22 protein-coding genes are annotated in these 24865 nt (G+C 35.8%); 9 read left to right on the top strand and 13 right to left on the bottom strand.

Annotation, left to right across the window (positions count from 1 at the left end; genetic code table 11):
• Positions 1 to 3 precede the first annotated feature (3 nt).
• From AC07UM_RS22285 to AC07UM_RS22235, 11 genes are all read right to left on the bottom strand, one after another.
• Positions 4 to 207: a hypothetical protein gene (locus tag AC07UM_RS22285; protein ID WP_494684881.1), complete on the bottom strand. Its 204-nt coding sequence runs from the start codon at positions 205 to 207 to the stop codon at positions 4 to 6.
• Positions 208 to 838: 631 nt separating this feature from the next.
• Positions 839 to 2107, bottom strand: a complete 1269-nt coding sequence (serS, locus tag AC07UM_RS22280; RefSeq protein ID WP_494684882.1) for a serine--tRNA ligase — start codon at positions 2105 to 2107, stop codon at positions 839 to 841.
• A gap of 66 nt (positions 2108 to 2173) precedes the next feature.
• A complete protein-coding gene (locus tag AC07UM_RS22275; RefSeq protein WP_494684883.1) occupies positions 2174 to 2692 on the bottom strand; it encodes a hypothetical protein in 519 nt (172 codons plus the stop codon).
• Positions 2693 to 2814: 122 nt separating this feature from the next.
• Positions 2815 to 4062, bottom strand: a complete 1248-nt coding sequence (locus AC07UM_RS22270) for an MATE family efflux transporter (protein ID WP_494684884.1) — start codon at positions 4060 to 4062, stop codon at positions 2815 to 2817.
• Complete coding sequence (locus AC07UM_RS22265) at positions 4059 to 5204, bottom strand: glycosyltransferase (RefSeq protein ID WP_494684885.1); 1146 nt, start codon at positions 5202 to 5204, stop codon at positions 4059 to 4061. Before AC07UM_RS22265 ends, AC07UM_RS22270 begins: the two co-directional genes overlap by 4 nt.
• Positions 5205 to 5303: 99 nt before the next feature.
• On the bottom strand, positions 5304 to 5792 hold the full coding sequence (locus AC07UM_RS22260; protein WP_494684886.1) for a hypothetical protein: 489 nt from the start codon (positions 5790 to 5792) through the stop codon (positions 5304 to 5306).
• 109 nt (positions 5793 to 5901) lie between these two features.
• The gene (locus AC07UM_RS22255) at positions 5902 to 7038 is read right to left on the bottom strand and encodes a hypothetical protein (RefSeq protein WP_494685248.1); all 1137 of its coding nucleotides are present in this window, start codon (positions 7036 to 7038) and stop codon (positions 5902 to 5904) included.
• 20 nt (positions 7039 to 7058) lie between these two features.
• Complete coding sequence (locus tag AC07UM_RS22250; protein ID WP_103232354.1) at positions 7059 to 7844, bottom strand: (Fe-S)-binding protein; 786 nt, start codon at positions 7842 to 7844, stop codon at positions 7059 to 7061.
• 89 nt (positions 7845 to 7933) lie between these two features.
• Positions 7934 to 9271 carry a 4Fe-4S dicluster domain-containing protein gene (locus tag AC07UM_RS22245; protein ID WP_103232353.1) on the bottom strand — a complete coding sequence of 446 codons (1338 nt, stop codon included), beginning with the start codon at positions 9269 to 9271 and terminating at the stop codon, positions 7934 to 7936.
• Positions 9272 to 9282: 11 nt separating this feature from the next.
• The gene (locus AC07UM_RS22240; protein ID WP_124535839.1) at positions 9283 to 10233 is read right to left on the bottom strand and encodes an MlaD family protein; all 951 of its coding nucleotides are present in this window, start codon (positions 10231 to 10233) and stop codon (positions 9283 to 9285) included.
• 126 nt (positions 10234 to 10359) lie between these two features.
• Positions 10360 to 12513 carry a peptidylprolyl isomerase gene (locus AC07UM_RS22235; RefSeq protein ID WP_494684888.1) on the bottom strand — a complete coding sequence of 718 codons (2154 nt, stop codon included), beginning with the start codon at positions 12511 to 12513 and terminating at the stop codon, positions 10360 to 10362.
• A 260-nt stretch (positions 12514 to 12773) separates the two neighbouring features.
• Between AC07UM_RS22235 and lon the strand changes: the two genes are divergently transcribed.
• Together lon and AC07UM_RS22225 are read left to right on the top strand one after the other, a co-directional pair.
• On the top strand, positions 12774 to 15179 hold the full coding sequence (gene lon / locus AC07UM_RS22230) for an endopeptidase La (RefSeq protein ID WP_494684889.1): 2406 nt from the start codon (positions 12774 to 12776) through the stop codon (positions 15177 to 15179).
• A 208-nt stretch (positions 15180 to 15387) separates the two neighbouring features.
• The gene (locus tag AC07UM_RS22225; RefSeq protein WP_494684890.1) at positions 15388 to 16500 is read left to right on the top strand and encodes an AI-2E family transporter; all 1113 of its coding nucleotides are present in this window, start codon (positions 15388 to 15390) and stop codon (positions 16498 to 16500) included.
• A gap of 100 nt (positions 16501 to 16600) precedes the next feature.
• Here AC07UM_RS22225 and AC07UM_RS22220 read toward each other — a convergent pair whose 3' ends face one another.
• Complete coding sequence (locus AC07UM_RS22220; protein WP_494684891.1) at positions 16601 to 16846, bottom strand: bacteriocin-like protein; 246 nt, start codon at positions 16844 to 16846, stop codon at positions 16601 to 16603.
• 157 nt (positions 16847 to 17003) lie between these two features.
• Here AC07UM_RS22220 and AC07UM_RS22215 point away from each other — a divergent pair, with 157 nt between their 5' ends.
• The gene (locus tag AC07UM_RS22215) at positions 17004 to 17381 is read left to right on the top strand and encodes a DoxX family protein (protein WP_494684892.1); all 378 of its coding nucleotides are present in this window, start codon (positions 17004 to 17006) and stop codon (positions 17379 to 17381) included.
• A 68-nt stretch (positions 17382 to 17449) separates the two neighbouring features.
• Here the strand turns inward: AC07UM_RS22215 and AC07UM_RS22210 are convergent, their stop codons facing one another.
• The gene (locus tag AC07UM_RS22210) at positions 17450 to 18808 is read right to left on the bottom strand and encodes an acyl-CoA dehydrogenase family protein (RefSeq protein ID WP_494684893.1); all 1359 of its coding nucleotides are present in this window, start codon (positions 18806 to 18808) and stop codon (positions 17450 to 17452) included.
• Between the two features lie 209 nt (positions 18809 to 19017).
• On the opposite strand from AC07UM_RS22210, the gene AC07UM_RS22205 reads away from it, so the two are divergent.
• From AC07UM_RS22205 to AC07UM_RS22180, 6 genes are all read left to right on the top strand, one after another.
• Positions 19018 to 19929: a DUF4349 domain-containing protein gene (locus AC07UM_RS22205; protein WP_494684894.1), complete on the top strand. Its 912-nt coding sequence runs from the start codon at positions 19018 to 19020 to the stop codon at positions 19927 to 19929.
• Between the two features lie 157 nt (positions 19930 to 20086).
• Positions 20087 to 20962, top strand: coding sequence for a TraB/GumN family protein (locus AC07UM_RS22200; protein ID WP_494684895.1), 876 nt, complete (start codon positions 20087 to 20089; stop codon positions 20960 to 20962).
• Between the two features lie 99 nt (positions 20963 to 21061).
• Entirely contained in the window at positions 21062 to 21496 is a 435-nt protein-coding gene (locus AC07UM_RS22195; protein WP_494684979.1) for an RNA polymerase sigma factor, read from the top strand.
• Positions 21486 to 22091, top strand: coding sequence for a hypothetical protein (locus tag AC07UM_RS22190; RefSeq protein ID WP_494684896.1), 606 nt, complete (start codon positions 21486 to 21488; stop codon positions 22089 to 22091). The genes AC07UM_RS22195 and AC07UM_RS22190 overlap by 11 nt, the downstream gene beginning before the upstream one ends.
• 202 nt (positions 22092 to 22293) lie before the next feature.
• On the top strand, positions 22294 to 23934 hold the full coding sequence (pgi, locus tag AC07UM_RS22185; protein ID WP_494684897.1) for a glucose-6-phosphate isomerase: 1641 nt from the start codon (positions 22294 to 22296) through the stop codon (positions 23932 to 23934).
• A gap of 46 nt (positions 23935 to 23980) precedes the next feature.
• Positions 23981 to 24865, top strand: a complete 885-nt coding sequence (locus tag AC07UM_RS22180; RefSeq protein ID WP_494684898.1) for a bifunctional 5,10-methylenetetrahydrofolate dehydrogenase/5,10-methenyltetrahydrofolate cyclohydrolase — start codon at positions 23981 to 23983, stop codon at positions 24863 to 24865.

Raw genomic sequence — 24865 nt, 5'->3', positions numbered from 1 at the left:
ATCTTAACATCCAGACCAGCATTCAGTACCTAGTAAATGCCCGGACTCATCATAAGTAAATAAGACAGTGTCAGCACCTCCATTATCTGAACGTTTTGTATGCTGGATAACTCTTTTCCCTCCAGCAATAGTTTTCATAGATTCTCTTGAAATTTTTTTGTTTTTGATCTCACTCTGGAAATCAGATAATGATTTTAAATTTTTCATAGTAATTTATTTTATTATTTAGAATAAATTCTCAAAAATCATATAATCAAAATAGAATTATTACAACAATACAATTATTTAAATTACATTTATCACAATACAATCATAAATTAAATATACAATACCTAAGTATTACTCCGTTTCTTTTTCAAATGTATAAATTAATTCGATAAACCAATTAGATTTAACAAAATTTAACATTTGACAATCAAATAATTAATTGAATTAAAATCAACGATATCAACAAAATATTATTAAATTATATAAATACTAAACCTTTTATAATAAAATAAATAACAATATTCAATTATAAATAAAATACAAAGAAAACACTTTTTAGTGTCTTAATTATGTTTTTTTCTCCTTAAAAGCAGTATTTATTTAGAAAAAAAGACAGAAAAAAGAGCTAAAAAGTTTGATATCACATGCAAAAAAAACAAGAAATATGAAGGAAAGATGGACAATATCAATTTAAATGATTATTCGATAAGAATAAAATAGGATCTGAAAGTCATTTATGATAAAGATTAGAAATACAAAACACTGATAAAAGAATTATTATCATTACAGAAAAAAACAAAACCCACCGAATTTCGGTGGGTTTTTATTGTATGCTAAGCTTTTTCTAAACTTAGTTAATTACATCAAATCTTGCATATTCTGCAATCTTCTTAGGGAGCTTAATTCCATCTATTGTCTGGTTATTCTCAAGCAATGCTGCCATAATTCTTGGTAAAGCCATTGCTGACCCATTTAGAGTGTGAACCAACTGAGATTTCCCATCTGCTTTGTAACGGCACTTTAATCTGTTTGCCTGGAACGTTTCAAAGTTAGACACAGAGCTTACTTCCAGCCACATTTCCTGAGCTGCACTCCAAACTTCAAAGTCATACGTCATGGCAGCAGCAAAACCTGTATCACCACCACAAAGTCTTAATACTCTGAAAGGAAGTTCAAGATCTGTAAGGATTTCTTTGATATGCTCTACCATTTCTTCCAAAACAGCATAAGAATTTTCAGGTTTTTCAATTCTTACGATCTCTACTTTTTCAAACTGGTGAAGACGGTTCAGCCCTCTTACGTGAGCTCCGTAGCTTCCCGCTTCTCTTCTGTAACACTGAGAGAATGCCGTATTTTTGATCGGAAGATCTTTCTCATCAAGCAATACATCACGGTAAAGGTTCGTTACAGGAACTTCTGCCGTAGGAATCAGGTATAGTTTGTCTTCGTTGATATAATACATCTGTCCTTCTTTATCAGGCAGCTGCCCGGTTCCGAAACCTGACGCTTCATTCACAACGTGAGGAGGGTTCACTTCCGTATATCCTTTTTCTACGTTTTTATCTAAGAAATACTGAACCAAAGCTCTCTGCAATCTTGCTCCTTTTCCTAAATAAACAGGAAAACCTGCTCCTGCAATTTTCACTCCTAATTCAAAATCGATCAGATTGTATTTTTTGGCCAGTTCCCAGTGAGGAATAGCTCCTTCACCAAGACCTTCTACGGGATGAGACTGGAAAATATTTTCATTATCATCAGCAGAAACGCCGCTTTTTACCAATTCATTTGGAATGTTTGGAAGCTGGTACAGAATATTCAGTAAGTCATTTTCTTTAACTTCTAATTGAGATTTCAATTCTGAGCTCGACTCTTTGTATTGTGCTGTTTTAGATTTTGCAGACTCCGCTTCTTCTTTTTTCCCTTCTTTCATCAAAAGTCCAATTTCTTTCGAAATTTTATTGATTTCGGAAAGCTGGGAATCTAGTTCAAACTGGATTCTTTTTCTTTCGTCGTCGGCAGCGATAGCCTCGTCTACCAACTCAAGATTTTTGAATTGTCTTTTCTTAAGACCTTCTAAAACGCGTTCTTTATTGTCGCGCAAAAAATTGACTTGTAACATTTTATTTAGATGTTAAATATTAGATGTTTAGCTTATAATAAGCTAACAATTGTGCAAATTTAAAAATTATTTTGTGATAGTAATGGTATTTATCGAAGTTGGTGCATCAGCACTTTTTGAAAACACTTCGTTTCCGTCATACAATACTTTTGAAACCTGAAACGCTGTGGGCGTATTACGATACTGAACTTCCAGCAATCCTATCACATTATCACTTACATTAGTACTTTTTGTAAACGTAATCCGCATTCTGGAATAGTATGAATTACCTGTTCCCGGATTTTCTGGGCTTATAGAATCTAATCTTCTTCTCTTTGCGCCTGCGAGATATTCCATATAGAATAATGACTCGGGTGACGTTCGTAACGAAATACTTACCGGAGCAATATCTTTTGTTCCAAAAACATCGTTCACGGAAAACCCGGTGTAAGATCCTGTAAGTTTATTGTTCAGAAGATCCTGACCGGCACTATTTTTCATATAGATATTAAGTACCTGATCCACTCTCTGCAAAGAATCATCATCACTTTTACAACTTACCAGTGCAAAAACCGCAACAAATATGCTCCAAAAATATTTCATCATAATTACAAAGGTAAAATATTAATCTTTAGGCTGCTTCTTTATTTTTCAAAATATTTTTTAGCCAAGAAATAAAAATGATAAGTTGTTAGATTTTGATCAAGATAGGGATGGATTCATTTCTATTACTTATTTAAAAATTTTTCTTTTAAAATTCTCATTTCTTCTTTTGAGATCATATAGTCTTTGAAACTAAATCCTGCGGTCATGTAAAACTTACGGAATAGCACAAATGCTGAGACTAAATAGGAAGATACTGTTGTAAGACAAGCTCCTAAAACGCCCCATCTAGGTATTGCCACCAGAGAGAATATAACGGTAATAACCAAACCGGCTATAGACTTTACATTCAATATTTTCAACTCCCTAATCCCCGAAAAATAATGGCCTGCCATATCACTCATAGCAATAGCAAAAATTCCAGGAGACAATAGAAGCATAATCATTTTGGTATCCCTAAATTCTCTTCCGAAAATCAGCTCATAGACCTGAGAGGGTATGAAAACAATTCCTAAAATAAAACCTATCATGAGAATAAACGTCAACTTTAAAGAATCTTTAGTTTTATGAATAGATTCTTCCCTGCTTTTGCTATTGACAACATCAGAATATAAAATCACAGCAATACTTCGGGTAATAGTCCAGATTGCTTCTGAAAAAGTAACACCTATTGAAAAGATTCCTACGCTTGCAATACCTTCAAAATGCTCTAGAAAATAAAATGAGAGTCTATAATTAAGAAATTGTAAAAAAGCGCTCAATTGGGTTTTCCAGCCATATTCGAACATATTTTTACTGACATCTTTAGAAAAAGATAGCTCAGAAATATTACATTTTTTAATAATTTGGAAGAAGCTTGTAAGAAAAAGGAATACCAGACATCCAATCTGGGCAAGAAAATATACAGAAACATCTTTTCTGCCAAACATATATACTAATATGCCGATAAAGATAATGTGGACTAACTGTTGTAAAACTGCATAAAGATTAAACTTTTTAATATTCTGTGTTCCAATAAACAAGCTAATATTTGTTGACAAAAGTGAAGAAAAGATCGAAATCCCTACAAGATACATAAGATATTGGCTCTGGACAGATATCAAACCAAATAAAAATGGCACCAAAAGTCCTATCAAAAGCGACCAGACATAGGAAAACAATAAAACTTGTTCGATTTTATATCTTGAAGCAAAATAAGAGGTGCTGCTTCCTGAAAAAATACTACTAAAAAAACTTACAGCCGCTGCATTTGCTACTACTATAGAGATGGTACCTTTTCCCTCACTTCCCCACATATTCGTAGAAAAAATAACCAATCCGAAACTCAATATCAGGATTAAAAAACGGGAAATAAATGTCTTTAAAACTTTCATTCTCTTGATCTTTGCAAAGCTAGATGTATAAAGTCTGTAAATGAATATTTTATAGTGTCCCAGCTATATTTTTTTTCATATTTCTCTCTTGCATTATGTGCATGCTGTTCATAAATTTCAGGATTATGGACATAGTTCAAAACAATATCTGCTATTTTTTCTGCATCTTTTGGATTCACCAAAGATCCAAACAGAGATATATCCATAAATTTTCTAATCGCTTTCAAATTTGTATAAATAACCGGCTTACCGGATGCTGCATAATAGAAAATTTTGATGGGTAAACAATGATTGCTTTCAAAGTTCAGATCTCTAAGATCAAAACATAGATCAGCATCTGCATAAGATTGAGTAAAGTCTTCAAATGAAACAGTATCAAGGATTTTTATATTCTTCCAAGCATACTTTCTCATTAATTCGGAGAAATAAATTTCATCTTTTGTTGTTCTTGCAGCACCTACAAGAAGAATTTTAATATTTAAATCTGGTTCTCTTCTACGTACTGTATCAACAGCTATAAAGAAGTTTTCAATTCCCTTTTCTTTAGATAGCTGCCCTGTATAACAAACGGTTATTTCCCCTCCTTTAAGACTTTTAATATTGGGTTTAATATAACTATTATCAGGAAAATAGGGAAGAACTATTCTGTTTTTGAATGGGAAAAAGTAAGCTAAAGGAAATTTCTTGGTATTTTCCCCAAAAATAAAGTGGGTACTTATATAGCCTGCATACAATTGAATCATAAAAAACTTAATTGCATGAATAAATTTTAACAGATAAGATGAATATCCGCTTACCATTCTCATCGAAGGATACCACTCTGTAACATCATAGATACAGCTTACTTTATGTTTTTTCACAAAGTTCTTTGCAGCTATTACTGCTAAAGGTTCGGAACAAATGATGCATTCTGGCTGAAAGGCCTCACAGATCTTTCTGAATGTGTTTATTTTTTTTTCTATACTTTCATCCAGAACTGCATACGACTCTATTTCAATACCATCAATATGACCTTTGTACTCTGCATATAAGCTGCATATTTTCACATCATACCCTTTATCTCTAAGAGCTTTTGCCTGATGATAGAAGATACGATCATCATTATAGTTATGGGAGGTTGTTAAAAAAAGTACTTTAGGCATTCGTTTTACTCGAGTCTATGCAAAGATACATTATAAAACAAAAAAGTGGAAAACAGGTTCCCACTTTATATTTGATCAGCTGTATCAGCTTAACAGCGTTTATTTTATAGAAGCCGCCCAGCTCTTCTCCAATGGAAGAAGGAAGTGGCTCAAAAAGTCCAGATAGGTGTTTTTTGAGAAATCAAAAACCTGGATATCATTTGAAAGGTCACCATTTCTCAACTTCGTTTTAAAATCTATCAGTTTTAACGTTTTTATTTCTCCGTTTTCAACAAAGCTTGCCTTCATTCTGTCAAAAAGGCCTAATTGATATTCATCATCAATTTCTCTCATGATCTTTCCTAAAGCGTCAATGCTGCATCCTGAAGCCATTTCTTTTTCTTCATCTACACAAACCACTATAAACTGGTTCTTTTCAATTTTAAATGAAGAAGAAAGCGGTTTTCCATGGGCAGCCCAAGTCGCAAGGAAGTCAAATAGTTTTTCAGTAATGATCTTTGCTTCTTTCGTTTCAAAAGGTCTTGAAGCTGGGTATATAATAACTCTGTAGTCGTTGGTTTCTACAATGCTGGACTCTTCGATTTTCATAATGTAACAATTTATTTTTCAAGGCATTGCAATCACTGTTCAATTCAGTTCATGGAACAGAATATTACTGTAACAGTGATTTCATATCCTTACCATCTAAAAGACAAAATTACGCAATTTTCTCGAGTTTAAGATCATTGTATTTTTTGCTCAGTACATAGAGCATCATAATGAAAAGTGGAAAAATAAACGGGAAGAAAAACCTCAGTGCCGCCGATTGCGGAAAGAAGAAGAATTTGATATAAACATTCACCAGAAAAAGAACTGAGATCATCCTTACCCACATATCTTTTGATTTCCAGAAAATAACGGCAATCATAATTGCTACGGATAAAGTCACTTTTTTAAAGTAAATAATTTTGATATAAATGATGCTTAAATACTCCATTAAACTGACATCGATAGGATGTGTAGAGATAATAGGTCTTCTGTCTATAAACGTGTCATAAAAGACGTCTTTCCAACCGGGATAATGGTAAAATTTAATAATTGCCAGGTACATCACTAAAAGTACTGTTCCTTGTGCAATAAGGGAAAAATCAATTTTCTTCTCTCTAATGTAGTAAAAGAAGAAGACAGCGATAACATAAGTCAGAGTAAAAGTAATGTAGTCCGGACGTATAAAAGTGATTGCAAAAAGAAGCAAAAACATAATCCATTTGTTCCAATTCTTAATCAAAGCAATAATAAAGATCAGCATAAACTGAAAAATAAACATATCCGGTGTAGAAACCCTGGACATATAAGTCATTGGCGGTAGAAGCATAGCAGCAACCGTTAATAGTAAAGCAAGCCAATATTTCTTCGGAAACAGCAGTTTTAGAATATAAAATAATAATACTCCTGAAAAAAAGTAAGAAATAAGACTGGTAAACAGGACGGCCATTGGGGAGGAAAGTCCAAGCTTATAAAAAAGAGTTATCACAAGAATATACCCTACTTTGATTTGAAAATAGGGTAATTGTTCTGTAAAGGATTGTGTATTTTTTACGAAATACTGCCTGGGAATGTCCCATTTTTTTATTCCGATTACGTCTGCGTAATGCTCTGCAGGAGCCTCTTTTTTTATTTCCTGATACGTAATGATTCGAACTTTATCCGGTGAGTCCGGAAATTCGGAAGTATACATAGACCCCATATAACCTGGCATATCCCAGTCATATACTCTGTTTTGGTAGTTCCAGAATGTAAGAAGAGCAAGTATCGAAATTATAAACAAAAAGGAGAGTCTCCATTTTACTTTCATAAGCCTGTATAAGATTACAACTATAAATCTTCTGCTTCAGCAAGAAGTTCAACGATATCTTTTACGGCAACTTCAGTATTTTTGTTAAAGTGTTTTACCCCATCTGTCATCATCGTGTTGCAAAAAGGACATCCGGTAGCAATTACTTTAGGTTCAAAAGATAAAGCTTCTTCCGTCCTTTCAATATTAATGTCTTTGTTTCCTTTTTCAGGTTCTTTAAACATCTGTGCCCCCCCTGCTCCACAGCAAAGTCCATTGGTCTTGCAACGCTTCATTTCTACAAGCTCTGCATCCAGCTTTTCAAGCAATAGTCTCGGAGCTTCATATTCATCATTGGCACGTCCTAAATAGCATGGATCATGGAATGTAATTTTCTTCCCTTTGAAGGCTCCTCCTTCTATTTTCAGTCTTCCTTCTTCCATCAATGTTTTCAGGAACTGAGTATGATGCACTACGTCAAAGTGTCCTCCTAGGCTTGGATACTCATTTTTCAGGGTATTGAAACAGTGTGGACACGCCGTTACAATTTTCTTTACTTCATAGGCATTCAACACTTCAATATTGGTAAGGGCCATCATCTGGAAAACGAATTCATTTCCTGCTCTTTTAGCTGGATCTCCGGTACAGCTTTCTTCCTGTCCTAATACAGCAAATTCAACCCCTATTTTGTTTAATATCTTGCAAAATGCTTTTGTAATTTTTTTAGCACGGTCATCAAAACTTCCCGCACATCCAACCCAAAATAAAACTTCCGGGGCTTTTCCTTCGGCAGCATATTCTGCCATTGTTTTTATATTGAAATCCATTTCTTTTTCAATTTGAAAATGTGAGAATTTGGAAATTTGAAAATGATGTAGACTTTAATCAATTTCAAACTTACAAATTGATTAATTATCTAGTTTTCCGCTGCCCAATTCAGACGGTCAGCCTGATTATACTGCCAAGGAGCAGCATTGTTTTCCACATTAGTCATCATCAGATTCAGTTCCTGTGGCGCAGCAGACTGTTCCATCACCAGGAATCTTCTCATCTCAAAAATAATGGAAAGCGGATCAAGCAATACCGGACAAGCCTCTGTACATGCATTACATGTTGTACATGCCCAAAGTTCTTCTTTTGTAATATAATCGTTGAGCAGTTTTTTACCGTCATCAACAAATTTTCCGTTTTTATCAATATTTCTTCCTACTTCTTCCAATCGGTCTCTGGTTTTCATCAGGATCAGTCTTGGAGAAAGCTTTTTCCCGGTAATATTAGCAGGACAAACAGAAGTACAACGTCCGCATTCTGTACATGAGTATGCATTAAGAAGCTGTACCTGGTTCAGATCAAAAATGTCTTCTGCACCAAATTTAGAAGGAGTATCTGCTTCAGCACCTTCAGCCGGAGCTGCGTAGGGATCAGCATTGGGGTCCATCATTAATTTGATCTCTTTGGTTACAGAGTCAAGATTGTTGAATTTCCCTTTTTTATTAAGATTGGCATACCAAGTACTTGGAAACGCAAGGATAATATGCAAATGTTTTGAATAATAAAGATAGTTCATGAAGAAAAGAATTCCTACAAAGTGGAACCACCAGGCAGCTTTCTCTGTAAACATCAAAAATCCACTATCAAAACTGAAGATTTCCAAAAACGGAACTAAAGTCATTTCACTGATCGGGAAGCTTCCATGCTCTGGGAAAATACCTCTCGTCTGTAAAATAAAATCTGAAGCATTCATTTTAAAGAACGCCATCATCAGAGCAAATTCGATGATCAAGATCCAGTTTGCATCATTTTTCGGCCATCCGAAAAGTTCTTTCATGGTCAATCTCTTTACTCCGTAAAAATTTCTACGGATAAAGAAGATAACAACCCCAATGACCACCAAAAGTGCTAGAACTTCTAATGTTGCGGTGAAGAAATTATAAAATGTATGTCCGAAGATGCTTGATAGAAAACGATGCGTCCCAAATATTCCATCAACAATGATTTCTATTAATTCGATATTAATAATCACAAAACCCACATATACAAAAAGGTGAAGAACTCCGGCAACAGGACGTGCCGTCATTTTACTCTGTCCCATCGCTACACGAGCCATAGTTCCCCAGCGTTCTCCTTTTCTGTCGTTTCTATTGATTTCGTGACCTAACCTGATATTTCTGTAGATTTTCAGCAGGCTTTTAGCAAACAGCCCGAATCCTGCCACTAATAAAATCAGGAAAATAATGTTATCAATGTACTGCATAAGGTGGCGTATTAGTCTTTGTTATTTTTACCGAAAACCGAGAAGTTGATATATCTCTTCGGGTTCGCTTTCATATCTTCGATTAATGAATTCAAATTAGTAGAAGCCGAATTCAGGTTATTATAAAGCTGATCATCTTTCATCAGTTTACCTAAACTTCCTTCTCCTTTATCAATACCCCCAATCACCTGATTCAATTTTCCTACTGTAGCATCTAAGTTGGCAATTGTTGAATTCAACTGCTTAGTATCGATGCTCTGAGCCAGGTTTCCATATTTATCCAAAGTCACTTTTCCGCTTTGCATGGTAAGACTTGCATCATCCAATACTTTCTGCAGTTTAGGGTCATTGTGTCCTACCAGGCTGTTTACGCTTCCAGCCGTAGTCTGTAATGCTCCTACTGTTTTATTAAGGTTGGATAATAAAGCTTTTATTTCAGCTCTGTTTTGAGCATCAACAAGCAGATTGGCATTAGCCATTAGAGAGTCTACTCTGTGTAGCACTACCTGCAGCTGATCTTTTACCGGTCCTACCTGAGAAGAAAGACTTCCGAGTGTTCCCAATTTAAAAGCACCTTTCAGAGTATCTCCGTCTTTAGCCGTCTGACCTCCATAGGCAAGGTTTACTCTCATCTCTTTACCAGACATTAATCCTGGTTCAAAGATTTCCAATGATGAATTTTTCGAAAACTCGAATTTGTTATCTATTGTAATTTTTACAACAAAATTGATTTTACCGTCTTTCGCGGTCAGAGGAATAATCTTATCCACCTGCCCTACTTTCAAACCGTTGATAGAAACTGCTGAAGACTGCGCAAGGCCTTCTACATTATCATATTTTGCATAAAATATATTGTCAGTAGTAAAAAGGCTCTTTCCTTTCATAAACTGAAACAACACCACAAAACCTACAATAGCTAGAAGTGTAATCACACCTGCTTTTATTTCTTTACTGAACTTCACTTGCTAATTTTTTCTAATAAGCAAATATAGTACATTTTAAATAAATCTTTTCCTTTATTGTTCTGCGATAAATACAAAAAAAGCGACAAAAAATTTGTCGCTTTTTATATCATTGAAATGAATTTCTTATTGTTGCTGATTTCCCAGCTTGTTCCAGATCTCAATTCTGTAATCCTCGATATCTGCATTGTCCTGAAGACTCTTCATCCAAGCTTGTCCGAACATTCCGGAATTTCTTTGAGTAAGAGACTCTGTAAACTGCTTAAGATCTCCAGGCTGTTTGTTTACTGTTTCTGATTTCTTGATCAAAACATAAACTCCTGTTCCTCCTTCAACCGGGTTGGAAAGTTTACCTTTTGCAACACCAAATGCTGCACCGGCAACTTTAGGTTCCATAGTACCTGCTATTGAAGGGTTCAATAGGTTTACTTGAGCAGACTGTTTTGGAGCTGCAAATAATTTAGCAATCTGATCTAAGCTTGAAGCTTTCGCTGCTGCAATTTTATCAGAGATTTGTTTTGCTGCCAATTTATTTTTAACAAGAACTTCAATCTGATCTCTCACAGATTCCGGATCAGCAAGACCTGCATCTTGTTTTCCGTTTAGATAAACTACAATTTTATCACCTGTTCCTTCTACTGTAAATAATTCAGTATCTCCTTTAGTCCTTTTCTTATCGAAAGCCCAAGTAAGGATCTCTGGATCTTTTTCAGTACCTAAGCCCTGAAGCTGACCTTCAAATCTTTTTGCTGCTTTTGGATTGGTGAATTGGTAGTTTCCTTTCTTAGCAATGTTTACGAAATCGTTGAAAGATTTTCCTTGAACCTGCTGAATGAATTTTCTTGATTTCTTATCTGTTTCAGCCTCAGTAGCATCTGAAGGTTTAACTGCTTTCACAAGGTTCGCAACTTTATACCCCATTGATCCTGATTTTTTATCTTCAATATTGATGATATGGTAACCGAACTGTGTTTCTACAACTCCTGTAGCTCCTTTTGGATTGTTTGCAAGGTAAGTAAGGAATTCAGGAACGAAAGGTGTTTCCGGAGTTGTCCATCCTAGGCTACCTCCCTGAGCTGCAGAATTCGGATCACTAGAAACCTTAAGGAATTCTGTAAATCTAGCTGGAGTAGCTTTTACAATAGCACCGATAGAGTCTGCCAATTTCTTAGCCTGCTCTTTAGTTCTTGTTACTCCTTCACCTGCCGGGCTTCCTTTGAAAGCAATAAGGATATGTCTTGATAATGTAGAATCTGAAGCTCTTTTACCTACAAGCTTAGAAACTACGTATACATCCTGCTCTTTATAAGGGCCAAAAGTTTGTCCTACTGCTGCTGCAGTGATTTGATCTTTTATAGTTGGAGGCAATTGTGTAGGATTCACATATTGAGGGTTGAATGGCGCATCAGAATTTGCCGTTACAAACATGGAATCATTTTTCGTATTCTGGAAGTTCTCAGCACCTCCACTTGCATCTGTACCTCCTGAATAAAGCTTTGTAATCTCTTTCAAGGCTGCTGCATCATCTGCTGCACTAGGTTTAGATGGGAAATATACGATACCGATATTTCTGCTCGGCTCAGCTTTGAACATTACAGGGTGCTGCTTGATGTAGTTCGCAAGATCTTGTGTTGTAACACTAATCTTTGTTTTCTGAAGATAAGCCGCATAATCTACTTTCACAAAGTCGATATCTGCAAGCTGATCTCTCTGCTTCATCAATTCTTCAGCTTCTTTCTTACCTGTAGTAATACCTGCTGAAATATTGGTAAACACCTGTCTTGCCATTAGTCTATACTCAACTGTCTTTCTCGTTTTCAACCATTGAGCATATCCTTGAGGATTGGTGTTTTTTAATGTTTCAATTTCTTTTTTAAGCTCTTGAGTTTTAAAATTACCTTTCTCATCAAAGAACTGTTGATTCTGAGCAAACATCTGATCGTACTGGATTTGATTCCAGAAATAATCATCAGTCATTTCAAAGCCCAATTTCTCAAACTGTTGTTTGATAAGTTTAGATTGTACAAGTAACTGCCAAGCCTGTTCTTCAAGACCGTTTTTCGGACGACCTTGTTGTTCGGCCTGCTGCTGCAGCACGAAAAGTTGATCATTGAACTCTTCGCGGGTGACTTTCTCACCATTTACTTTTCCTAAAACGTCAGGATTCTTACCAAAAACCTTGTCGATACTATCCGGGTTTACCAAGAACGCCAAAAGCGCTAAGGCTATTACACCCATTAAAAGCCAAGGCTTACTCCTAATCTGTCCTAAAATTGCCATTTTATAAATTATAGTTTTTTATCAGTTTGCGAAAATACACATTTTTAAGAAATTACAGAAATAGAAGTGCTTAATTTTGACTTTTAATATAAAGATTAACTAAAAAAGGAAATTTTGACCGCATTTTTAAGTAAAAAACAAATGGCATAAGTATTGTGCATTTCTAGAATATTATAATATGCCACACGTTTTCAGCGCATCTTATAAAAAATCCCAATAACGATAAAAAACGAAAATGACAATTTGTCATTCGATTTACTATGACAGAATTTGAAGATATTAGTTTAGAAGAAATGATCGGCGACGGTTTTGATATTGTCACTGAAGAAATCAATCTTTCCGACTTCGCAGAGACTGATAAAAATTCCGAACAGAAAATATTCCCTATACTTCCCGTAAGAAATATGGTCATGTTCCCCAATGTGGTAATTCCTATTACTGCAGGGAGAAAGACCTCAATACAACTTCTTGAGGAAGCGCAGAAAAACGGAGATTTCATTGGAATTGTAAGCCAGAAAAACTCGGATCTGGAACAACCTTCCGAAAAAGATATTTATACAACCGGTACATTGGCCAAGATCATTAAGATCATCAAGCTCCCGGAAGGCAACATTACTGCTATTACTAAAGGTTTTCACCGATTTAAGATTAAAAAGATCATTGAAAACCAACCTTATTTCAGAGCGGAAATATCAAAATTAAAAGATACCCAGCCTAAAGACCAGGAGGAATATGAGGCATTACTGGAAAACATCAAAGATCTTGCTTTAAAGATCATTGAGCTGGACCCTAATATTCCTAATGCAGCAAATTTCGCGATCAAAAATATCAATAATAATGATGATCTCCTGAATTTCATCTGTACCAACGCCAATTTTTCTTCAATTGCCAAGCAAAAGCTCCTTGAAGAGAAAAGCCTGATGATAAGGGCTAAGCAATGCTACGAAATGATGCATGAGGATTTCAGAAAACTGGAATTGAGAAATCAGATTCACCAGAAGACTTCAAAAGATCTTGACAAGCAGCAAAGAGAATATTTTCTGAATCAACAGATCAGAACCATCCAGGAAGAGCTGGGCGGAGGACCTGAAAGTGATGTTGAAGATCTAATTGCCAAGGCTAAAACTAAGAAATGGAGTAAGGAAGTAGAGGAGCATTTCCAAAAGGAAATCAACAGGCTGCAACGTCAGAATCCTAATTCTCCGGACTATAATGTACAGAGAAACTATCTGGATTTCTTTACAGATCTTCCATGGGAAACTTATACAAAAGATATTTTTGATATTGCAAAGGCTGAAAAAGTACTAGATAAGGCACATTTCGGACTGGAAGATATCAAGAAAAGAATTCTGGAGCACATGGCTGTTTTAAAATTAAAAAACAACATGAAATCTCCTATCTTATTATTGGTAGGACCTCCGGGAGTGGGTAAAACATCTTTAGGAAAATCCATTGCAGATGCTTTAGGAAGGAAATATGTAAGATTATCTCTAGGAGGTCTTCATGACGAGAGCGAAATCCGCGGACATAGAAAAACGTATATTGGTGCTATGGCGGGAAGGATTTTACAATCTATCAAAAAATCCGGTACTTCAAACCCGGTCATTGTTCTTGATGAGATTGATAAAATTGCGCAAGGCATTCATGGTGACCCAAGCTCAGCACTCCTAGAAGTTCTTGATCCTGAACAAAATAAGTCTTTTTATGACAATTTCCTTGAGATGGGATATGATTTGTCAAAAGTAATGTTCATTGCTACAGCCAATTCTCTTTCAACGATACAGACTCCTCTTTTGGACAGAACGGAAATCATTCAGATTGCCGGCTATACTTTGGAAGAAAAGACTGAGATTGCGAAAAGACATTTAATCAAGAAACAACAGGAAGAAAATGGCTTAGATGCTAAATCATTCAAACTTGGAAATGCAGAACTTAAGCATATTATAGAAGCCCACACCTCTGAAAGCGGTGTAAGAACTCTGGAGAAAAGAATAGCTGCCGTTGCAAGATGGGTAGCCCTTCAGACTGCTCTGGTAAAAGATTATGATCCAAGAATTTCAGTGGAAAAAGTAGATGAGATCCTTGGTGTACCAAGACCAAAAAGCTTATCCGAAATCACCGGAGTTCCGGGTGTTGTAACAGGTCTTGCATGGACAAGTGTTGGAGGGGATATCCTTTATATTGAAAGTATTCTAAGTAATGGAAAAGGTTCTTTGACGATGACCGGAAACCTTGGAACAGTAATGAAGGAATCTGCTACGATTGCCCTGGAATATATTAAAGCCAAGCATGACGAACTGGGAATTTCACAGGAAGAACTGGATAAGAAAAACATCCACGTCCATGTTCCTGAAGGAGCCACTCCTAAAGACGGACCTTCTGCAGGTATTGCGATGCTGACTTCAATGGTTTCTTCTTTTAAAAACAAAAAAATAAAGCCTCACCTTGCAATGACGGGAGAAATTACGTTAAGAGGTAAAGTACTTCCTGTAGGAGGAATCAAAGAAAAACTTCTTGCTGCGACAAGAGCAGGAGTCAAAGATGTTATTCTTTGTGAAGCCAACAGAAAAGACGTGGAAGAGATCAAAAAAGATTATTTGAAAAATCTAAACATCCATTACGTCAACAGAATGGAGGAAGTCATTGACATCGCTATTGAAGCATAAAACAATTTATAACATATTAACTTCTCAATAAGGAAACACGTTCTGAATATCAGAGCGTGTTTCTGTTTTATAAATAAAAAACAGAATTTTATGTATTGGGTGGAATAAAATTTGCTTCGTTATAAGAAAAACCCTGAAGGATTGAATAAAAATTTTTCAATTCAGTGGGGTTTTCTTATTTTTATTTCACACTACAGATTTTTAGATTATGAATTTTCTTAGACTCCCTTTCCTTCTCAAGCTTTCGCTGGTGGTGGTTTCCATTATCGGCTTTGGTTATCTTCTGGCATTAGGACAGAGTATTTTAGCTCCGTTTTTCCTGGCTTTCCTGCTGGCTATGCTGTTTTTACCGGCTGCCACTTTTATGGAAAAAAAGCTAAGGTTTCCAAGATCAATGTCTACAATGACCTCTGTATTTATTATGCTGATCATTTTAGGCGGAATCATTTATTTCTTTACCAATCAGCTCTCTGATTTCAGTAAGGATCTTCCCCACCTTAAAGAACAGTTCACAACTGTTTTTAATGGTTTGCAGCACTGGGTTTCCAAAACATTCAATGTGAAAGTGGATGAACAGGTAGATTATATCAACCAGGGATTGAATAAGCTCTTATCTTCTTCAGGAATGATTTTAGGGTTTACTTTTGGGATATTTTCAACAGGATTCGGTTTTATTATATTTTTCACCCTGTTTTTTATCTTTATTTTAAATTACAGAAGGCTTTTAAATAATTTTATCGTTACTGTTTTCAACGAAAGACATAAAGCGAGTGTACAGGAAGCTGTAAGTGAGATTCGTATTATGACCAAGAAATATATCTTCGGACTTTTTCTACAGGTAATTATCGTATCTATTCTTACTTCAATCCTTCTTACAATTCTGGGAGTGAAATATGCTATTCTTTTAGGAGTTCTCACAGGATTACTAAACGTCATTCCGTATCTGGGAATTTTTATTTCTCTTTTAATTTCATGTTTTATAGCATTTGCCACTTCAACTCCTTCCACATGTATCTATGTTGCATTGGGTTATATTGCGATTCATGCGGTAGATGGAAATATTGTTCTTCCATTTGTTGTAGGCTCCAAAGTAAAGATCAATGCTTTATTTTCTTTTATTGGTATTCTTTTAGGAGAACATCTTTGGGGAATTGCAGGAATGTTCCTGTGTATTCCTGCTATTGCTATTATTAAAATTATCTGTGAAAGAGTGGATGACCTCAAACCTTGGGGAAGATTATTGGGTGAAGAACAGAAACCCAATAAAAAGAAGAAAAGCTATAAGATTTCTAAGAACATTACCCTGGAGGAAATGGATTAGAATATGAGTAATAAATAATAAAGGGTAAATGAGATCATTTCGAACCTGAACTTTATATAAAAGAAGACTGCCTTTTTCAAGACAGTCTTTTTATATTTTACTATGGAAGAGCGCAGTATGGGCTCATTCCGTTTGGACAGGTTTCTGTACATAGAATATACCCTTGAATATCCGGGCAGTATCCATAATCCGGTGGTGGCGGCGTACCTCCGCCTCCTAAACAAGGATCCCCTGGTGGGATTTTACATGGACATCCTATCGGCCCTATATCACATTTTCCAACGCCACCTCCCCCTTGAATTTCTCTTAAATCCGTACGGTTTAATTTTTTTAAGTTTTTCAACATAATATTTTTATTAGTTTTTGTTTGCATTTCAAATATAAAGAATAAAATTATTCAAAATCCAACATTAACCTATCATTAACATTAATTAAATATTTTTTATAAAAATTAAATCAATGAATCCTATTTTTATTTTACATTTGATGTAAAATCATCAATCATGAAAATAGTAAAATTAATTTTATGCTTACTTTTCGGGCTTATGTTTATTAATGCCGGCTTAAACAAGTTTTTTAATTATATGCCAATGGAGAAACCTACTCCAGAGCAAATGAAACTTTTCTCTGCTTTTGGAGAAATCAGCTGGTTAATGCCTTTGGTGGGTATTGTAGAAGTCATTGGCGGATTACTATTCATTTTTCCAAAAACAAGAGCATTAGGAGCTATTGTTATTTTACCTGTCATGGTAGGAATTGTTACCCACGTTTTCACGATGGATAAATCTCCAATGGGAATGAGCATCGCTGGGGTGATGTTCCTGATCAACCTTTGGATCATTATTGACAACAAAGAAAAATACAAACATTTAGTTTCATAGGGCTGCAGGTAATAGATTTTCAGGTTGTAGTACCTATAACCTGAAACCTATCATCTGCTACCTGTTCCCTACACAAAAGCACTGAATCCTGTAATCGATCGTCCTACGATGAGCGAGTTGATTTCTTTTGTCCCTTCATAAGAGTAGATGGCTTCAGCATCGGCCACAAAACGGGCGACATCATATTCCAGCAAAATTCCGTTTCCTCCCAGCACTTCTCTTGCTCTGGAAACAATATCTCTTGTTCTGAGTGTGCAGAAAACTTTAGCCAACGAAGCATGTTCATCTTTTAAAATTCCTTCATCCTGCATTTCAGAGAGTCTAAAAACCATGGTCTGCATTGCAGTAAGGTTAGACAGCATTTCTACAAGATGTCCCTGAATCATTTGAAATGAGGCAATAGGTCTTCCAAACTGCTCTCTTTTTCGGGTATAATCCAATGCACTTTCATAAGCTCCTCTTGCACATCCGGTGGCCATCCATGCTACTCCTGCTCTTGTCATTCTTAGTACTTTTCCAGTATCTTTAAAGGAATTGGCGTTCTGCAAACGATTTTCTTCGGTTACAAGACAGTCTTTTAGGGTGATCAATCCGTTCTGCACAATCCTTAAAGCCATTTTCCCTTTGATCTTTTCTACGGAATACCCCGGATTATCTTTTTCTACAATAAATCCTTTTACTTCTCCGCTGTCTAAGTCTCTTGCCCAGATAATGATAATATCAGCAAAAGTGGCATTCCCAATCCATTTTTTCTGACCGTTCAGCACCCATCCTTCAGGTGTTTTTTTGCAGGTTACCGTCAATCCGCCCGCTGCCCCGGACCCCACTTCCGGCTCTGTAAGCCCAAAAGCCCCTATTTTTTCAAATTTCTGCATCTGTGGAAGCCATTTCTGTTTCTGCTCTTCGGAACCACAGATATAAATAGATCCCATCGCCAGCCCAGACTGTACTCCAAAAAATGTAGCAATAGAAGCATCTATTCTCGCCATCTCCATCGCAATAACACCTTCCATCAGGAAAGGCATTCCCGGACAGCCGTATCCTTCATAGGTAACACCACAGATATCCAGTTTTTGGAATTTCGGAATCAGTTCAAAAGGAAATTCATCTCTTAGCCAGTAATGATTGACCAAAGGTTTAACTTCTTTTTCCATGAATGCTCTTACTTTAAGCTGAATTTCACGCTGTTCAGGAGACAGAGTATGGTAGATATCATAGAAGTCACCATCAATAGGAGGAAGTTCCTTTTTTTTCTTTTCGGGATTAAGCATTTTCATAAGCCCGGAAAGCTGTTTATCATCCAATTTTGAAAAATTCTGCATCAGTTTTGGTAAATCCACCTTTTTAGAGATACTACTTAACTGTTCAAAATCTATGGATGTGAATAATTCTATTGCGTTTCTGATTTTGGAAAAAGTATTTGACATAATGATAGATTGTAGTTTTGGTTTGTAAAAGATAAGCAAAAATTGCTCCGAAAGCAAGGCGCAAGGCTCAACTGCATTTTACAAAGCACTTAATTTCAACTCATTAAAACAGAATATTCCGTTTACAAGTTTTTTACTTTTGATTTTCAAGCGTTACAAAAGATCCTGACTGAACTTTGACTCAAGCAAAAACATTAAAAATAAACGCTATGAAAACCACTTACATTAAATTATCATTGTCCGCCGTTCTTTTAATAGGAATTTATTCATGTAAAAAGGGAGAGGTTGCCACCACAGATCTTGAAGCTTATGCTTCTACTGATTCTGCAGCAGCTGTCGTATCTGACAGCATTTCATCGGTTGCAGACATGAAGGTAAAAGACAAACAGTTCATCAAGACTGCGGATGTCAATATGGAGGTAAAAGATGTATATAATGCGACCATTGCTATTGAAAAATCGGTTCAGGAGCTTGGAGGATTTGTTACCAATAGCAATCTTCAAAGCAATGTGGTTTCTGAAAACACCTATAATACTTCTAATGAAGAAGCTATGCTGGTTAAAAAATTTCAGACAGAAAATACAATGCAGGTGCGTATTCCGACTGAAAAACTAGGTGAGCTTTTAATGTCAATCAATACGAACAAATTATTTCTTAATTCAAGATCCATCAATGCAGAAGATGTGACAGCCAACATTAAATATTCTGAACTGGAAGGAAAAAGAAATCAAAAGACTTCTGAAAATATCAGCAAACTGAAAACCAATAAGGATAAAGTAACCTTAGACGATGAGAATATGTCTGAAGGGAATCTTCAAAAGCTGTCAAGTATGAATATGACAGACGATCTCAAATACAGCACCATTCAGATTTACATTAAAGAACCTCAATTGCGTATTGCAGAAATCGCTGTTACCAACACGACAAGCATTGACAATAAATATAAATACAATTTCATTTATGATGCAAAGGATGGCTTTGTCTATGGATTCTACTTGATCCAGAAAATCATAGTGGCTCTTATCAACATCTGGCCGATCCTATTAATTGCAGCTGCTGTGATCTATTTCCTAAGAAAAAGAAGGATTTCAAAACCTGAACAGCCAAAAACTCAAGAATAAAAAAAACACTCCTAACCAATTGGTTATCATCATAATTTTAGATTTTACAACCTCCTTTTCCGGGAGGTTTTTATTTTTTTTGAAAAAAAATGTAACGATTGTAACCCCTGCTTTACCTACTCTTTAAAATAATAGAAAATCAAAAAAAATTAATAATATGAAAAATTTAATTAAACTTGGATTCGCAGCGTTATTATCAATGAGTACGATGACTGCAAAAGCACAGAAAGCAACTCCCAGCAATGACAACAGTCTGCTATGGGAAGTATCCGGAAATGGTCTCTCTAAGCCTTCTTATATTACCGGAACTTTTCATATCTTATGCAGTAAAGATTTTGAAATAAAATCCAAGGTATTGAAAGCTCTTGAGAAATCTGAAAATTTTGTCATGGAGATCAATTATACAGATCCTGCTGAAATAAAATCATTACAAAAAATGTATCAGACAGATAAAAAAATATCAGATCAGCTTTCTCCGGATGAAGCCAAAGAACTGAATACAATTCTGGCTGATTACGGGACAGATCTAAAAAGTATAGACTCATCAAGCCCACAAGCACTGTATGCTCTGCTTGCTACTAAAGCGATACCATGTCCCCAGACTGAAATAAAGCTCTATGAAATAGAACTTCTTCAGAAAGCAATAAAAGATAAAAAAACGATCAGAGGACTTGAAAAGGTAGAGGATCAGATGAAGAGCATGAATGAAGCTTATAACCTGAAAAGTACCATCATCCAGCTAAAAATGAGTAAGGAATATGAAATTCTTTTTAAAAAGATGATAGAAGCTTTTAAAAATGAAAATGTACAATTACTTTACAGTCTTTTTAAGGATGAAAGATTTATGAATACCCAACAGGAAAAAGCAATGCTTACCGACAGAAATCAAAACTGGGTAAAAGCAATGCCTGAAATAATGGAAAACCAAAGTTCTTTATTTGCGGTGGGCGGATCTCATCTTATGGGCAAAAATGGCATTATCCCTCTTCTGCAGGCAAAAGGTTATACTGTAAAACCTGTATCAAGTTTATAATCATAACCAAACCATGAAACTATTGTGAGCAATCCAACTGAAACTGCTTTTTTAAAGCTTGTCAACCAGCACAAGGGTATTTTGTACAAAGCCTCCCGGATCTACGCAGATTCTTTAGAAGACCGGGAAGACTTACAGCAGGAAATCCTTATCCAGCTTTGGAAATCCTATCAGAACTTCAAAGGGAACAGTGAGTTTTCTACCTGGATGTATCGGGTTGCCATCAATACTGCTATTACGTATTTAAAAAAAGAAAAGCAGAGATCCAACAACCACACAGATGCTCCTGCTTATTTTGAAGTGCAGCAGGAAGATTATAATCCCACCAAGGACAGGCAGCTGGAAATCTTTTACAGTGCCGTTCAGGAACTGAACTCCTTAGAAAAAGCAGTCATATTTTATTTCATGGAAGGGATGTCTCACAAAGAAATAGGTAATAATTTAGGACTCAGTGAAGGTAATGCCCGTGTAAAACTCAACAGAACAAAAGAAAAAATACAACAAATCATAAAAAAATCAGGCTATGAATTTTGATCAATTAAAAGAACAATGGAATAACGAAGGCGGCAGCGTCCATATTCCTGACACTATAGAACAATTAAAAGAAAGTAAACATCCTATAGAAAAGATTCAAAAGAGTATGAAGAAGGAATTCCCTGCACAGGTTCTTTCCATTATACTTATTGGGTTTTTCCCGCTACTATTTCAATTTCCCTCTTCACAGTATATCATATATTATATATCTTACGCTGTATTGGTAGTAGTGTCCTGTTATTATTTATTCGGATTTTATCAATTTTACAAACAAGCAGAACTTTATACCGGAAACACAAGAAACAGCCTGTGGAAGATCTATCATGAACTCAAGTTAAACATGGAAAGATACCAGTCTTTTGGTTTCTTGCTACTTCCCCATTTTCTAATTACCCTGGGTTTAATCGCATTTAATATATTGGAGAAAAAGGGGGAATCGTTAGCTGACATTACCGATAAAAATCAAATATCACTCATTTTATTAGTATTGATAGGCGTTTTTTCTGTTGTAGTAAGCATTATCTTATGGACAAAATATATTTACGGACCCAGTGCCAGACAATTGGAAAAGATCCTGAATGAAATGGAAGAATAGTTGAACTGCTTTTTATACACCCTAAAAATGAAGTCTCAGAGAATATCTGAGGCTTTGTTTTTTAAAAAATCGTTATTTCTCATCTTCAAATTTATCTGAGGTTTTATTTTTCCGTAAATTTGCAAATCAGAAATAAATCATTATAGATTGTCAGTAATTTTCATCCAATACATGATTTTCTGAAGTATAAAAATTCTGTACTATGCTATCAAAAATAAATCCAACACAAACTAATAGCTGGAAGGCACTTGATGAACACTTCGGTGGAAATGATTTTGATCTTAGAAGCCTTTTCCATTATAATCCGAACCGTTTTAGTGAGTTTTCCCTGCAAAAGGACAACTATCTTTTTGATTATTCTAAAAATCTAATCGATTCAAGAACGAAGGATCTTTTATTGCAACTGGCAGAAGAAAGCCAGCTAAAGGATGCCATTTCTAAAATGTTCTCCGGAGATAAAATAAATGAGACGGAAGGAAGAGCTGTTCTGCATACGGCATTAAGAGATTTCTCTGATCGTGAAATTCTTGTGGACGGAGAAAATATCAAACCAAAGATCAAGAAAGTTCTTGATCACATGAAATCTTTTTCTGAGAAAATTATTTCTGGTGAACACAAAGGTTTTAGCGGAAAAGAGATCACTGATGTTGTAAACATTGGTATTGGAGGCTCAGATCTGGGACCTGTAATGGTTTGTTCAGCTTTAAAGCATTTTAAAACAAGATTAGATGTTCACTTTGTTTCCAATGTGGACGGAAATCACATCGCAGAAGTGGTAAAAAACTTAAATCCTGAAACCACTTTATTTATCATTGCTTCCAAGACATTTACTACTCAGGAAACAATGACCAATGCAAATTCGGCTAAGGATTGGTTCCTAAAAGCTGGAAAACAGGAAGATGTTGCCAAACATTTCGTTGCGCTGTCTACTAATATTGAAGCCGTTAAAAAATTCGGAATTGCTGAAGAAAATATTTTTGAGTTCTGGGATTGGGTAGGCGGAAGATATTCACTTTGGAGTGCTATCGGATTAAGCATTGTTCTTTCTGTAGGATATGAAAACTTCGAACAGGTTTTAAGAGGGGCTTTTGATACTGACCAACACTTCCAGACTGCAGATTTCTCTGAAAACGTTCCTGTATTAATGGGACTTCTTGGGATCTGGTATCGTAATTTCTACGCCGCAACAACGTATGCAATCTTACCTTACTCTCAGTATCTGGACAGATTTGCTGCTTATCTTCAGCAGGGAGATATGGAAAGCAATGGAAAATGTGTAGACAGAAATGGTGAATTCGTAGAATATGAAACGGGACCTATTATCTGGGGAGAGCCTGGTACAAACGGTCAACACGCTTTCTATCAATTGATCCACCAAGGTACAGAATTGATCCCGGCAGATTTTATTGCGTATGCAAAAAGCCCGAACCAAGTTTCTGATCATCAGGATATATTATTAGCGAACTTTTTCGCTCAGACTGAAGCACTTGCCTTCGGAAAACTGGAAGAGGAAGTTGAAGATGAGCTTAGAAATTCAGGAAAATCTGATGAAGAAATAGACCGATTGCTCAATTTCAAGGTTTTCCACGGAAACACCCCTACCAACTCTATATTATTCAAGGAATTAACTCCTTTTTCATTAGGTCAGCTGATCGCTTTGTATGAGCACAAAATTTTCGTTCAGGGAGTCATCTGGAATATTTTCAGCTTCGACCAGTTTGGAGTGGAATTAGGAAAAGTATTAGCCAGTAAAATCCTTCCTGAGCTTGAGAATAACGAGGCAATAAGCTCTCACGACAGCTCTACCAATGGATTGATCAGTTACTATAAAGAAAATAAATAGTACATAAAAGAAAGTAAAAGTAAATCTATAAAGTAAAAAAGTAAAAATGGCAGAAATTCTTGACGGACTTAAAGTATCCAAAGAAATAAAAGCAGAGATCAAGGTTGAAGTAGACAAGATTCTCGAAAGCAAAAGAAGAGCTCCGCATTTGGTGGCTATTCTTGTAGGAAATAATGGAGCAAGCAAAGCCTATGTAAACTCTAAAGTGAAAGACTGTGAGGAAGTAGGGTTTCAGTCCAGCTTAATTAAATTCCCTAGTACGGTTTCTGAATCTGAATTACTAGAAAAAATTGACGAGCTTAACAAATCTAAAGCAGTAGATGGATTTATCGTTCAGCTGCCTTTACCGGATCAAATTGATCAGGAAAAGATCATCAATGCTATTGACCCAAGAAAAGATGTGGATGGTTTCCACCCTGAAAACTTCGGAAAAATGGCTCTTGAAATGGATACTTTCTTACCAGCTACTCCTTTCGGGATTTTAACATTATTGGAAAGGTATAATATTGAAACGAAAGGAAAAGACTGTGTAATTATCGGAAGAAGTAAAATTGTAGGAAGACCAATGAGTATCCTGATGGGAAGAAAAGATTTCCCTGGAAACTCTACTGTTACCCTTACACACTCATACACAAAAGACATTGAAGAATATACAAGAAAAGCAGACATCGTAATTACCGCTTTGGGAGATCCGCATTTCTTAAAAGGAGATATGATCAAAGAAGGAGCTGTGATTGTTGACGTGGGTATTACAAGAGTTGATAATGATTCTCCAAAAGGATATTACCTAGCAGGTGATGTAGATTTTGACAGCTGTGCCGCAAAAGCAAGCTGGATTACTCCGGTACCTGGAGGAGTAGGCCCAATGACAAGAGCGATGTTGATGAAAAACACCATCATTGCTTATAAAACTTCGGTCTATAACGACTAA

The sequence above is a fragment of the Chryseobacterium sp. GW821-FHT04C04 genome (genome assembly GCF_059420365.1).
The sequence above is the reverse complement of the archived record's forward strand: the minus strand, read 5'-3'. Positions and strand labels throughout refer to the sequence as shown.

Excerpts from the sequence above, each read along its gene's own strand:
- AC07UM_RS22285 (WP_494684881.1), bottom strand. The coding sequence starts at position 207 with ATGAAAAATTTAAAATCATTATCTGATTTCCAGAGTGAGATCAAAAAC.
- serS (WP_494684882.1), bottom strand. The coding sequence starts at position 2,107 with ATGTTACAAGTCAATTTTTTGCGCGACAATAAAGAACGCGTTTTAGAA.
- AC07UM_RS22275 (WP_494684883.1), bottom strand. The coding sequence starts at position 2,692 with ATGATGAAATATTTTTGGAGCATATTTGTTGCGGTTTTTGCACTGGTA.
- AC07UM_RS22270 (WP_494684884.1), bottom strand. The coding sequence starts at position 4,062 with ATGAAAGTTTTAAAGACATTTATTTCCCGTTTTTTAATCCTGATATTG.
- AC07UM_RS22265 (WP_494684885.1), bottom strand. The coding sequence starts at position 5,204 with ATGCCTAAAGTACTTTTTTTAACAACCTCCCATAACTATAATGATGAT.
- AC07UM_RS22260 (WP_494684886.1), bottom strand. The coding sequence starts at position 5,792 with ATGAAAATCGAAGAGTCCAGCATTGTAGAAACCAACGACTACAGAGTT.
- AC07UM_RS22255 (WP_494685248.1), bottom strand. The coding sequence starts at position 7,038 with ATGAAAGTAAAATGGAGACTCTCCTTTTTGTTTATAATTTCGATACTT.
- AC07UM_RS22250 (WP_103232354.1), bottom strand. The coding sequence starts at position 7,844 with ATGGATTTCAATATAAAAACAATGGCAGAATATGCTGCCGAAGGAAAA.
- AC07UM_RS22245 (WP_103232353.1), bottom strand. The coding sequence starts at position 9,271 with ATGCAGTACATTGATAACATTATTTTCCTGATTTTATTAGTGGCAGGA.
- AC07UM_RS22235 (WP_494684888.1), bottom strand. The coding sequence starts at position 12,513 with ATGGCAATTTTAGGACAGATTAGGAGTAAGCCTTGGCTTTTAATGGGT.
- lon (WP_494684889.1), top strand. The coding sequence starts at position 12,774 with ATGACAGAATTTGAAGATATTAGTTTAGAAGAAATGATCGGCGACGGT.
- AC07UM_RS22225 (WP_494684890.1), top strand. The coding sequence starts at position 15,388 with ATGAATTTTCTTAGACTCCCTTTCCTTCTCAAGCTTTCGCTGGTGGTG.
- AC07UM_RS22220 (WP_494684891.1), bottom strand. The coding sequence starts at position 16,846 with ATGTTGAAAAACTTAAAAAAATTAAACCGTACGGATTTAAGAGAAATT.
- AC07UM_RS22215 (WP_494684892.1), top strand. The coding sequence starts at position 17,004 with ATGAAAATAGTAAAATTAATTTTATGCTTACTTTTCGGGCTTATGTTT.
- AC07UM_RS22210 (WP_494684893.1), bottom strand. The coding sequence starts at position 18,808 with ATGTCAAATACTTTTTCCAAAATCAGAAACGCAATAGAATTATTCACA.
- AC07UM_RS22205 (WP_494684894.1), top strand. The coding sequence starts at position 19,018 with ATGAAAACCACTTACATTAAATTATCATTGTCCGCCGTTCTTTTAATA.
- AC07UM_RS22200 (WP_494684895.1), top strand. The coding sequence starts at position 20,087 with ATGAAAAATTTAATTAAACTTGGATTCGCAGCGTTATTATCAATGAGT.
- AC07UM_RS22190 (WP_494684896.1), top strand. The coding sequence starts at position 21,486 with ATGAATTTTGATCAATTAAAAGAACAATGGAATAACGAAGGCGGCAGC.
- pgi (WP_494684897.1), top strand. The coding sequence starts at position 22,294 with ATGCTATCAAAAATAAATCCAACACAAACTAATAGCTGGAAGGCACTT.
- AC07UM_RS22180 (WP_494684898.1), top strand. The coding sequence starts at position 23,981 with ATGGCAGAAATTCTTGACGGACTTAAAGTATCCAAAGAAATAAAAGCA.